This is a genomic window from Actinomadura soli, assembly GCF_005889715.1.
Lineage (GTDB): Bacteria > Actinomycetota > Actinomycetes > Streptosporangiales > Streptosporangiaceae > Spirillospora > Spirillospora soli.
Map to the genome: position 1 here is coordinate 1 of NZ_VCKW01000268.1, position 11,120 is coordinate 11,120.

Here is an 11,120-nt window from a genome sequence, read left to right on the forward strand (position 1 = left end):
GGGCCGGGGTGGTTGGGGGCGTTGGGCGCATGGTCAGGACCAGGGCGGCCAGGCCGGTGAAGATCACTGCGGCTATGGCGCCGGTGGCGTGGAGGCTGGTGGTGAAGGCGTCCTGGGCGGTGTGCAGCAGTTCGGCGGCCTGGGCGGCGGGGAGGTGCTCGCTGGTGGCGACGGCGGCGGGTAGCGAGTCGGACGTGCCGTCCATCCGCTCGCGGTAGACCACGGCGGCCACCACGCCTAGCAGCGCGAAGCCGAGCGACCCGCCGATGTAGTTGCCGGTCTCCGACATCGACGCGGCCGACCCGGCGCGCTCCGGCGGCGCGGACCCGATGATCAGCCCGGTGCCCAGCGCGAACAGCGGGCCGGTGCCCAGCGCCAGGACGGTGATGCCGGTGATGACGAGCGGGAGGGCGCGGCCGTCGGCCACGCCGACCAGCAGCAGGCCGCCGACTGCCGATACCGCCAGCCCGGCGGCGATCGCGGTGGTCTGCTTTATCCGCTGGGCGAGCAGGGGCGCGGTCAGGGTGCCGGCCGCTACGCCGAGGCCCATGGGCGCGAACAGCATCGCGGACGCGAACGGCGAGTAGCCCAGCACGCCCTGCAGGTACTGCGTCACCAGCAGGCCCGTACCGGACATCGCGATGCCCGCGAAGACCAGCGCGACGAGCACGGCCGTGAACGGGCGGTTGCGGAGCAGACGCAGGTCGAGCAGCGGCGTCTCCAGGCGCAGCTGCCGCCGGACGAACGCCCATCCGAGGGCCGTCCCGGCGACGAGTGCCAGCGCGGGCAGGGCGCGGACGTTCTCGACGGTCAGCTGCTTGATGCCGTACACGATCAGCAGCACCGACGCCAGCGACAGCCCGACGCTCGCGGGGTCGAGCCGTCCGGCCTGGTCGCTGCGGGACTCCGGCAGCAGGACGGGCCCGGCGAGCACCAGCAGCAGCATCGCCGGGACGGCGGCCAGGAACACCGATCCCCACCAGAAGTGCTGGAGCAGGAACCCGGCGAGGACGGGCCCGAGCGCGCCGCCGGTGAACTGGCAGGTGGCCCAGGCCGCGATGGCCTTCCCGCGCTGGTGCTCGTCGCGGAACATGGTGGTGAGCAGGGCGAGGGTGGACGGCGCCAGGGTCGCGCCGGCGACGCCGAGCAGCGCGCGGACGACGATCAGCATCAGCGGGCCGGTCGCGAACGCGGCCACGACCGACAGCGCCGCGAACGCCGCCGCGCCCGTGAGCAGCAGGCGGCGGCGGCCGATCCGGTCGCCGAGCGTGCCCATCGTGATGACCATGCCGGCCACCAGGAACCCGTAGCCGTCGCTGATCCACAGCTGCTGGACGCTCGTGGCGCCCAGGTCGGCGGTCAGCTGCGGCAGGGCGAGGAGCAGGGCCGTCGTGTCCATGGCGACGATGAAGGTCGGGAGCATGAGGAGGGCCGCTCCCAGCCACGCGCGGTCGATTCGCATATCCGAAGCACTCTGCCGTTCTGTCGAGGACGTCTCTCGCTGGTCGGTCGGAGCGGCCGGGCGCTTCTCGACATCACGGGCGAAGAAATCCTCGGCGTTTGACAGATTTCCACTACGGTGGGTAGTACTACCTGCCGTAGTGATTCGGTGGGTGATCGAATGACGCAGGGCGACGCGGAGGTTTCCATGGCGGCAAAGAGCAGCAGCTTGAGCGACCTCGGCGAGCGCAACTCGGTGTTCTGGTTCCGAGTGATCACGCTCGCCGAAGGCTGGTCGTTCGTCGTGCTTCTGATCTTCGGGTCGGTGCTGAGCCGCGTCTCCGACATCGACCTGGTGCGGCCGCTCGGCCTCCTGCACGGCGCGCTGGTCATCGCGTGGGTGCTGGTGTTCGTCGCGGCGCGCCGCAGGCTCGACTGGGGCGTCAAGCCCTCGCTGCTGGCCGTGCTCGCCTGCCTGCTGCCGCTGACCCCGTTCGTCTTCCACCGGGCCAAGCGCGCGGAACTGCTGCGCGCCGAAGTCCGCGCCTGAACGCGATCCTTTGAATTACGCATCGTTCCCTATATGCCCTTAGCATAGGGAGCGATGGCGGAGAAAATGTACTCGGTGGAGGAGGTCGCCGACCTCCTCGGTCTCCATGTGCGGACCGTGCGCGGCTACATCCGCGCCGGACGGCTGACGGCGGTCCGGATCGGCAAGCAGTACCGGATCTCGGCCGCCGACCTGGAGGCGCTCACCGGACGGCGGCCTCCGCCCGCGAGCGCGGCGCCGGTCGAGGTGTCGAGCATCGTGCAGGTCGACGGCGTCGACCGGGTCGCGGCCGACCGGCTGAGCACGCTCGTGCTCGCCGCGGTGAACACGGGCGGCGGCTCCGGCGATCAGCTGCGGGTGCAGGCCGTCCATGACGAGGAGCGGAGCCGGATGAAGATCGTGATACTGGGCGGCGCCGCCGCGACCGCCGACGTGCTGCGCCTGATCGACGCCGTCATCGGCGGCGGGAACGGCCTGCTGGCTTCGGGAGACGACCATGCCTGACGTGGTGGAGGAGCGGGCCGGGGCGCAGGTGCTGGTGTGCGACCCGGACGGCCCGCCGGTGGCCACCGAGCAGGACGCGCTCGACCTGATCGGAGCGGCCTTCTCCGGGGCGGAGGTGGTGGCCGTGCCCGCGAGCCGCCTGGACGAGCGCTTCTTCGCCCTGGGCACCCGCGTCGCGGGCGAGATCATGCAGAAGTTCGCCAACTACCGGCTGCGCCTGGTGATCGTCGGTGACATCTCCCGGCATGTGGCGGCCAGTTCGGCGCTGCGCGCCCTCGTCCAGGAGTCGAACTCGTCCGGCCACGTGTGGTTCGTCCCCGACCTGGAAGCGCTGGACGCCCGCCTCCGCACCGTCGCCTGAAACCGGGGTGAAAGCGGCCTGAAGGCGGGGCCGTGCAGGGTGCGGGCATGAGCAGACAACCGGCGCAGACGGCCATTCAGGCGATCGGTCTGCGGAAGGCGTTCGGGGAGAAGGTCGTCCTCGGCGGGATAGACCTCGACGTTCCGCGCGGGACGGTCTTCTCCCTGCTGGGGCCGAACGGCGCGGGGAAGACGACGGCCGTGCGGATCCTGTCCACGCTGATCCCCGCGGACGGCGGTGACGTGCGGATCGCGGGATGTGACCTGGTGAAGGACCCCGACGGGGTGCGCAGGGCGATCAGCGTCACCGGGCAGTACTCGGCGGTGGACGGCCTGCTGACCGGCCGCGAGAACCTGATCCTGATGGCGGACCTGCACCATCTCGGCAAGGCCGAAGGGCGCCGGGCGGCCGACGAGCTGCTGGCGCGGTTCGACCTGGTGGACGCGGCGGGCACGATGGCCGCCACATACTCGGGCGGGATGCGGCGGCGGCTGGACATCGCGATGACGCTGATCGGCGCCCCCCGAATCATCTTCCTGGACGAGCCGACGACCGGCCTCGACCCGCGCGGCCGCCGCACGATGTGGGAGATCATCCGCGGGCTGGCCAGGAACGGCGTGACGATCTTCCTGACGACGCAGTACCTGGAGGAGGCCGACCAGCTCGCCGACAAGATCGCGGTGCTGGACGGCGGGCGCCTGGTGGCCGAGGGCACCTCGGACGAGCTGAAGCGGCTGGTCTCCGGCGGGCACGTCAGGCTCCGGTTCCAGGACCTGGCCGCGCTGGACAGGGCGGCGCGGACGCTCGGCGCGGCGACGCGCGACGACGACGCGCTGGCCCTGCAGGTGCCGAGCGACGGCGGCGTCCGGTCGCTGCGGTCGCTGCTCGCCCGGCTGGAGGACGCGTCGATCGAGGTCGGCGAGCTGTCCGTGCACACCCCCGACCTGGACGACGTCTTCCTGGCGCTCACCGGAACCGCCGGAACCACCGGAACCACCGGAACCATCAAGACCGCTGAGCGGGACGAGGTGACCTCGGTATGAGCACGTTCTCGCACGCGGCGGCCGATTCCGCGACGATGCTGCGCCGCAATCTGCGGCACGCGCTGCGCTATCCGTCCCTGTCCGTCGGCATGATGATGATGCCGATCCTCATCATGCTGCTGTTCGCCGGCGTCTTCGGGAACGCCCTAGGCGAGGGCGTCGGCGGTCCGGCGGAGGGCGACTACATCGGCTACGTCGCGCCGGGGATCATCCTGATGGCCATCGCGTCCGGGTGCATGACGACGTCGGTGTCGGTGTCGCTCGACATGACCGAGGGCATCGTCGACAGGTTCCGGACGATGGCGATCGCGCGGGTCTCGCTGCTGACCGGGCACGTGGCCGGCAGCATGATCCAGACGCTGATCAGCACCGCCGTGGTGATCGGGGTCGCGGTCGCGCTGGGCTTCCGGACGCACGGCGGCGTCCTGGACTGGCTCGCCGCCATCGGCCTGCTGGTGCTGCTGACGTTCGCGCTGACCTGGGTCGCGGTCGCGCTGGGGCTGCTGGCGAAGAACCCGGAGGGCGCGAGCAACTCGCCGCTGATCATCCAGTTCCTGCCGTTCCTCGGCAGCGCGATCGTCCCGCCGGAGTCGATGCCGGGCGGGGTGCGGTGGTTCGCGGAGTACCAGCCGTTCACCCCGATCATCGAGACGGTCCGCGGCCTGCTGGTGACCTCGCCGGACGGGCGGGACGCGGCGATCTCCCTCGCGTGGTGCGCCGGGCTCGCGATCGGCGGCTACGCCTACTCGAAGTTCCTGTTCAACCGGAAGGCGCCGCGCTAGCCGTGCCTTCCGCGAAGTCGCGGGCGAGCTTGCGCACTTCGTCCCGCAGGGCGGCGCCGTCCAGGCCGGCGTATTCCGCCACCGCGGCGGAGTGCGCCGGCCCGTCGGCGTCCTCGGCCTCGCGGCGGACGGACGACGCCGACATGGTCGGCTGGAACGACCGGACGTGGTGCAGCCGCTCCGCCAGCGCGATCGTGCGCGCGGCCCGCGTCCGGACGTCGCGCGGGGCGCCCTCGGGGCCGCCGGCACGGGCGAGGTCGGCGACGGCCAGCGCGAGGAGGATGCCGCCGCAGAAGGGCAGGTCCATGAAGAAGGACGGCATCGTCTCCTGCGGCAGGGCGAGCAGGGCGGACAGCTTGCCCGGCAGCCCGGCGGCGACGTCCTCGACGAGGTCGAGCCGCCCGCGCCGCGCGTGGGCGACGACGGTGGCGCAGTGGGCCTCCAGCGTCCACGGGTCGAGGCCGGGCGCGCTCATGGGGTCCTCGGCGTCCGCCAGCCGTTCGACGGCCTGCCGCCAGAGCCGCAGGCCGGTGCCGGTGTCGCCGCGCGCGAGGGCGAGCTCCGCGCGGATGCCGAGGTCGAACGCGGCGATCCCCGACGTCTCGTCCGGGCCCGACACGAGCGCCTGGTCGAGCCACCCTTCCGCCCGGTCGTGCTCGCCGATGCTCGCGAGGGCGGCGGCGAGCGCCCACAGCAGCCCGAAGTTGTCGGGCCACCCGTGCCGCTCCACCAGGTCCAGCGACACATGGAGGTGGTGCACGGCCCGTTCACCCTGGTCGAGCTGCATCAGCAGCTCACTGAGCCGCGAGTGGACGAACAGGCTGAGCCACGGGCTGTACCGCTGGTCGCCGGCCACCGCCAGCATCGTCTCGGTGACGGCGAGCGCCCCGGCCAGGTCCCCGTCCCGTTCCCGGACGTAGCCCGCGACGCAGTTCGCGATGGCGGCGAGCGCCGGCTCGTCGCTCGCGCACATCCGGTCGAGGAACTCCGCGCCGCCGTCCGGGTCGAGGATCTCCGGTCCGGACGCCGTCAGGTACGCAAGCGCCCGGGCGACGGTGGTCGGCGGGACGGGCCGCAGCCGGCGCAGCGCGACGAGGGTCCGCGTCGCCCGCGGGCCCTTCAGCATGGACGACGTCAGGACGCTGAGCGCGAGGGCCGTCCGGGTCGTCTCGACGTCCTCGGGCCCCGGGCGGAAGCGGCTCAGCAGCCCGGCGGTCTCCTCGGAGAGGACGATCATCCTGGTGTACGCGGACTCCAGCGTCCACAGGCCGCCGAGGACGGCGGCCACCGCCGCGACGACCGGTCCGTCGTCCCTGGCGAGCCCGTGGCGCAGCGCCTGCATCAGGTTGTCCTGCTCGACCCGGACGCGCGCCAGCGGGCCGAAGGGGTCGCCGTCGAACAGTGCCTCGTGGTGCGCGACCCCGAACTCCCGGGCCCAGGCGAGCAGCCCGCCGACCGCCCGCTCCGTCGCGCCCGCCGCCTCGCGGTCCGCCGCGCTGAACTCCCGGACGCTCTCCAGCATCCGGAACCGCGTCCCGGCCTTCCCCTCGGTCACTTCGAGCAGCGACTGGCCGACGAGATCGTCCAGGGTCTCCAGGGCGTCGCCGCCGAGGACGAGGCGCGCCGCGTCCGCGGTGAAACCGGCGGGGAAGACCGACAGCGACCGCATCGCGGCCCGCCCGGACGGGCCGAGGAGGGTCCAGCTCCAGTCGACGACGGCGTGCATCGTCCGGTGCCTGGACGGTGCGTCGCGCACGTTGCCGCGCAGGAGCGCGAACCGGTCGTCCAGGCCGCGGGCGATCTCCGGCACCGACATCACGCGCACGCGCGCCGCCGCAAGCTCGATGGCGAGCGGCAGCCCGTCCAGGTGGCGGCACAGCTCCTCGACCGCGTCCGCGGGGAGGTCGGCGGCCGGCCGCGCCGCGTGCGCCCGCTGCCGGAACAGCTCGGCGGCCGTCGGCGGGTCGAGCGCGGGCAGCGGGTACACCGACTCCGACGACAGGCCGAGCGGTGCCCGGCCCGTGGTGAGGACGCGCAGGTCACGCGTCCTCGACACAAGCGCGCCGACCAGCCCGGCGACGCCGTCGACGACGTGCTCGCAGTTGTCCAGGACGAGCAGCACCGGGCCGGGGCCGAGCGCGTCCACGATCCCGCCGAGCCGGTCGGCCGCGCCGCCGAGGCCGCGCGGCGCGGCCGACCCGCGCAGGTCGCTGACGCCGAGCACGGACGCCACCTCGGCCGCCACGTCCTCGTCCCGCGTGACACCGGCGAGCGGGACGAAGTGCACGGCGCGCTGGGGAGCGCCGCGCGCCACGGTGTTCGCGAGCCGGGTCTTGCCGAGCCCGCCCGTCCCAACGATCGAGGTGACGCGGGACGCGCGCAGCAGCCCGAGCACGGCGGTGATGTCGCCGTCGCGGCCGAGCAGCGGGTTCGGCTCGTGCGCTACGCCGTGCCGGACGGGCGGGGCCTCGTCCCGCAGCAGCTCCTCCTGGACGTCCCGTAGCGCGTCACCGGGATCGGTGCCCAGCTCGTCGCGCAGGGAGCGCCGGTAGGACTCGAACCGGGCCAGCGCCGCGGACGGCCCCGCGGTCGCCGCCTCGCAGCGCAGCAGCTCGGCGAGGACCTCCTCGTCCCGGGGATACTCGCGGGCCACGGCGGTGAGCGCGTCGAACGCCTCCGCGTGCCGGGCGAGCCGGGCCAGGGCGAGCCCGCGGGCGCGGGCCAGCGTCCAGTACGTCGAGACCCTGCCCGCGCGCAGCACGGACAGGGGATGGTCGTCGCCGTCGGGCTCCGGGGGAGCGTCCCACAGCGCGAGGCCCTCCTCGGCGCGGGCGAGCGCGCCCGCGTGGTCGCCGTCTCGGGCGCTGCGGGCGCTCGCGGACGCGGCGAGCAGCACGGCGGACGCGTCGACCTCGTCCTCGCCCAGGCCGAGCCGGTACCCGGACGGGGTGCTGGCGATGACGTCGGCGCCGAGCCGCGACCGGGCCCGCGACACCACGACCTGGAGCGCCTTGGCCGGGTTCTCGGGACGTCCGTCCGGCCAGAGGCCCGCCACGAGGCGCACGACGGACGCGCCCGCCCGCGGTTCCTCGGCCAGCAGCGCGAGGAGGCCGCGCATCCGGGGACTCGTGACGTCCCGCCCGCGGCAGGAGACCCGCGTCAGCAACGTCAGCTCGACGGTCACGCAGACAGGCTAATCCCGCCGCCGCACCGGATGACCGGGCCGGACGTCAGTTCGCGCGGTAGTGGCGGCGCAGCGCGATCCCGGCCGCGACGCCGCCCGCGAGCGCGCCCGCCCCGGCCGCCGCGGGCAGCGCGATCATCGTCACCCGGCGGCCGGTGCGGAAGTCGTGGATCGGCCAGCCGTTCTCCCTGGCGTGCTCGCGCAGGCCCGCGTCGGGGTTCACGGCGTGCGGGTGGCCGACGGCCGTCAGCATCGGCAGGTCGTTGATCGAGTCGCTGTAGGCGGCGCAGCGCGCCAGGTCGAGGCCCTCCCGGTGCGCGAGGGCGCGGACGGCCTCCGCCTTCGCGGGCCCGTGCAGCAGGTTCCCGACGAGCCGTCCGGTGTAGACGCCGTCGCTCGTCTCGGCGACGGTGCCGAGCGCGCCGGTCAGGCCGAGGCGGTGCGCGATCGTCCGGGCGACCTCGACGGGCGTGGCCGTGACGAGCCAGACCTGCTGGCCCGCGTCCAGATGCTGGAGGGCGAGGGTGCGGGTGCCGTGCCAGATCCGGTCGGCCATCACCTCGTCGTAGATCTCCTCGGTGAGCTTGACGATCCCGGCGACCTTCTGCCCGGCGACGAACGAGAGCGCGGCCTCCTTGGCGCTGCCGATGTGCTCGGAGTTCTCGCTCCCGCGCAGCCGGAACGCGGCCTGCCCCCAGGCGAACATGGCGAGGTCGCGCATGGTGAACAGCTTGCGCGAGGCGAGCCCGCGCGCGAAGTAGTAGATGGACGCGCCGCGCATCATCGTGTTGTCGACGTCGAAGAACGCCGCCGCGGCGGGGTCGGGCACGGGCAGCGGCTCGTGCTCGGCCGCTGCCGCCGCGGCGGCCTCTCCGGCACTCACATGATCTTCGTCCTTGCCCCGCTGCCAGAACGGACGCTGCCAGAACGGGCCCCGCAGGAGCGGGCCCTGCCGAAACGACCGCTGCCGTGTCTGCCGCATGGGGCGAGCCTAGTCAACCGCCTCCCCTGGACCGTCGCCACGCCCGCGATTGCGACAGTCGTCACTGCGGTCGCCCGCTGCCGCGACGAGCCGCTCGCGCAGCACGGCGCGGAACCGCGGGTCGGGCCCCGCTTCGCTCGCCCGCAGCCGGGCAAGCGCGTTCCCTTGCTCGATGACTTTCCCTCGCCTGGTTCTCACTGGCTCTCCTTCTGGAGTCCAGGCGTAAACGCTCTCCTGACCGCACAAACGATCGGGTGGCGCGGAGGGTTACGGCCGGGTTCGTGAAAAGAAGATCAATCCAATAGCGGCCCGGGGGCGGCCCGGTCAGTGGCGCAGGTCGCCGGGGAGCATGCGGCCCAGCGACCGGACGGCGCGGTACTGCAGCGCCTTGATCGCCCCCGCCTTCTTGCCCATGACGAGTGCGGTCTCGGCGACCGACAGGCCGTGCAGGAACCGCAGGACGATGCATTCCTGCTGCTCCGACCCGAGCCGCCGGACGGCCTCCAGCAGGGTCCGGTTGGTCATCGAGTCGAGGACGGCCCGCTCGGGCCCCTCCTGGTGCAGGTCCGGCTCGACCAGCTCGGCGGTGCAGACCTCCAGCCGGTAGCGGCTGGACTTGAAGTGGTCGGCGACGAGGTTCCTGGCGATCGTGACCAGCCAGGCCCCGAAGTCCTTGCCCTGCCAGTGGAAGTCGCAGATCCGGCGCAGCGCGCGGAGGAACGTCTCGCTGGTCAGGTCCTCGGTGAGCGAGTGCGTCCCGACCCGGTAGTAGACGTACCGGTAGACCAGCTCGACGTAGTGGTCGTAGAGGGAGCCGAACGCCTCGGCGTCGCCGTCGCGCGCCCGCAGCACGAGCGCCTTGAGGATCTCGGCGCGCCCGGCGTCCTGCTCGGCCGCGCGGTCGGTGGCGTCCCGTCCGGGAATGGTCCGGTCGGTGACGCGGAGACCGGCGGAACCGAGGGGGCCAAAGCCTCCTCGTGAAGGCCGGGGCAGCGGGAGGGCCCCGGCATCGAGGGACAAGCTGCTCATGCAGTTCTCCTCGGGGCTTACGCGACCTCCGGCGTGATTTGCCACTCTAGATACCGATAGATGGCAGAGGCAATGCCGCACGGGACGCACAAATGGCGTACGTCAGCCAGTGGCGATGACATGCCACTTGACGTATGCGCACACGCCGCCGGGTGTAAGCGCGGGCGCCACCGGTGTATGCCGCGCGGGCGCGTTCACCTGGAGGCGGGTTACCCCTCTGCCGCCGCCATCGGGCACCATGGGGCGCGATGGTCGACGCTCTTCTCGCGCTGGTGGCGACCCTGGGTGCCCTGGCGGCCACCGGGTTGCTGGTTTCGCGCGCCAACAAGGACCGGCTGCTCTACCTGATCGCCTGGTCGTTCACGCAGGTGGGGCTGTCGCTGGCGCTGCTGTGCATGAGCGTCGGCTTCCTGGCCGGGTTCAACGGTGCGCTGTTTCGCGTCATGGAGCTGGGCGCCGCGCTCATCGGGCCCATCTGGCTCGCGCTCGGCATGATCGAGCTGATCGCGCGGTACGTGCAGGTGCGGTTCGCCGGCTGGCTGTTCGCGATCTCCTACACCGTCGTCGCGACCGTCATCCTCGTCCTCGACCCGCTCAAGGGCACGCTGTCCAAGAAGCTGCCCAAGCCGGGCTCCACCTACGACGCGCTGCCGCTGCTGCTGATCGACGGCGCGCACGTCGTCGCGGTCCTCGCGCTCGCGGCGTGCACGGGCGTCACCGCGTGGCTGGCGAGCAAGCGCGACCAGGAGGCCGCCGAGCTGCTGATCCCGGTCGCGCTGGTCGCCCTCGCGGGCGTGCTGGTGGTCAGCGGCACCCGCGGGTTCCTGCCCGCGCCGCTCGCGGTGATCGCGCTCGGCGGCGCGGCCGGGCTGGTCTGGTACGGCGCGATCCGCACGATCCCGGTGTACGCGGACGAGGAAGGCTACGAGGGCTACGAGGGCAGGGACGAGTACGGGACCGAGCGCGCGACCGGCTACGAGGAGCAGGGCTACGCGGGTGCGCGGCACGAGCCCGTCTCGGCGCCGACGCCTCCGCCCCCGCCGTCCCATGACCCGCGGCGAGGAGAGCTGCGCTTCCCCGACCCCGTCCCGGTGGCCCAGGCCGACGACTTTCGCTTCACGGGCAACCCGGCCGGGCCCACCGCCGTCGACGGCGTCGGCGCGGCCGCCGGTGTCGCGGGCGCCGGCGGCGGGCTCGTCCCCGAACAGGCGCGTCCCGGCGGGGCGCCGAAGGGCGGGCCGCCGG

10 protein-coding genes are annotated in these 11,120 nt (G+C 73.1%); 6 read left to right on the forward strand and 4 right to left on the reverse strand.

Features of this window, described 5'->3' with window-relative positions; genetic code table 11:
• A partial coding sequence (locus ETD83_RS34295) for an MFS transporter (protein ID WP_138649365.1) occupies positions 1–1,462 on the reverse strand: 1,462 nt, incomplete at its 3' end.
• A 186-nt stretch (positions 1,463–1,648) separates the two neighbouring features.
• Between ETD83_RS34295 and ETD83_RS34300 the strand changes: the two genes are divergently transcribed.
• From ETD83_RS34300 to ETD83_RS34320, 5 genes are read left to right on the forward strand one after another with little or no spacing between them, the layout of a single operon-like run.
• Positions 1,649–1,990 (forward strand): DUF3817 domain-containing protein, encoded by a 342-nt coding sequence (locus tag ETD83_RS34300; protein ID WP_171064597.1) that lies wholly within the window; start codon positions 1,649–1,651, stop codon positions 1,988–1,990.
• Positions 1,991–2,044: 54 nt separating this feature from the next.
• The gene (locus ETD83_RS34305; protein WP_205718033.1) at positions 2,045–2,494 is read left to right on the forward strand and encodes a helix-turn-helix domain-containing protein; all 450 of its coding nucleotides are present in this window, start codon (positions 2,045–2,047) and stop codon (positions 2,492–2,494) included.
• Entirely contained in the window at positions 2,487–2,855 is a 369-nt protein-coding gene (locus ETD83_RS34310; RefSeq protein WP_138649367.1) for a DUF4180 domain-containing protein, read from the forward strand. Before ETD83_RS34305 ends, ETD83_RS34310 begins: the two co-directional genes overlap by 8 nt.
• Positions 2,856–2,902: 47 nt before the next feature.
• On the forward strand, positions 2,903–3,898 hold the full coding sequence (locus ETD83_RS34315) for an ATP-binding cassette domain-containing protein (RefSeq protein ID WP_138649368.1): 996 nt from the start codon (positions 2,903–2,905) through the stop codon (positions 3,896–3,898).
• On the forward strand, positions 3,895–4,680 hold the full coding sequence (locus ETD83_RS34320) for an ABC transporter permease (RefSeq protein WP_138649369.1): 786 nt from the start codon (positions 3,895–3,897) through the stop codon (positions 4,678–4,680). The genes ETD83_RS34315 and ETD83_RS34320 overlap by 4 nt, the downstream gene beginning before the upstream one ends.
• Here ETD83_RS34320 and ETD83_RS34325 read toward each other — a convergent pair.
• The 3 genes from ETD83_RS34325 to ETD83_RS34335 all read right to left on the reverse strand — a co-directional run bounded on the left by ETD83_RS34325 (position 4,658) and on the right by ETD83_RS34335 (position 9,875).
• A complete protein-coding gene (locus tag ETD83_RS34325) occupies positions 4,658–7,864 on the reverse strand; it encodes an ATP-binding protein (protein WP_138649370.1) in 3,207 nt (1,068 codons plus the stop codon). The two genes, ETD83_RS34320 and ETD83_RS34325, sit on opposite strands and share 23 nt — an antisense overlap.
• A 46-nt stretch (positions 7,865–7,910) precedes the next feature.
• Positions 7,911–8,747 carry an HAD family hydrolase gene (locus ETD83_RS34330; protein WP_230421373.1) on the reverse strand — a complete coding sequence of 279 codons (837 nt, stop codon included), beginning with the start codon at positions 8,745–8,747 and terminating at the stop codon, positions 7,911–7,913.
• A gap of 423 nt (positions 8,748–9,170) precedes the next feature.
• Positions 9,171–9,875, reverse strand: coding sequence for a sigma-70 family RNA polymerase sigma factor (locus ETD83_RS34335; RefSeq protein WP_138649372.1), 705 nt, complete (start codon positions 9,873–9,875; stop codon positions 9,171–9,173).
• 248 nt (positions 9,876–10,123) lie between these two features.
• Here ETD83_RS34335 and ETD83_RS34340 point away from each other — a divergent pair.
• Positions 10,124–11,120: hypothetical protein (locus ETD83_RS34340; RefSeq protein WP_138649373.1), on the forward strand; the 997-nt coding region annotated here is incomplete at its 3' end.

What these genes read in the sequence shown, in the direction of transcription:
- ETD83_RS34300 (WP_171064597.1), top strand. Translation starts at nt 1,649, where the DNA reads ATGGCGGCAAAGAGCAGCAGCTTGAGCGACCTCGGCGAGCGCAACTCG.
- ETD83_RS34315 (WP_138649368.1), top strand. Translation starts at nt 2,903, where the DNA reads ATGAGCAGACAACCGGCGCAGACGGCCATTCAGGCGATCGGTCTGCGG.
- ETD83_RS34320 (WP_138649369.1), top strand. Translation starts at nt 3,895, where the DNA reads ATGAGCACGTTCTCGCACGCGGCGGCCGATTCCGCGACGATGCTGCGC.
- ETD83_RS34310 (WP_138649367.1), top strand. Translation starts at nt 2,487, where the DNA reads ATGCCTGACGTGGTGGAGGAGCGGGCCGGGGCGCAGGTGCTGGTGTGC.
- ETD83_RS34305 (WP_205718033.1), top strand. Translation starts at nt 2,045, where the DNA reads ATGGCGGAGAAAATGTACTCGGTGGAGGAGGTCGCCGACCTCCTCGGT.
- ETD83_RS34335 (WP_138649372.1), bottom strand. Translation starts at nt 9,875, where the DNA reads ATGAGCAGCTTGTCCCTCGATGCCGGGGCCCTCCCGCTGCCCCGGCCT.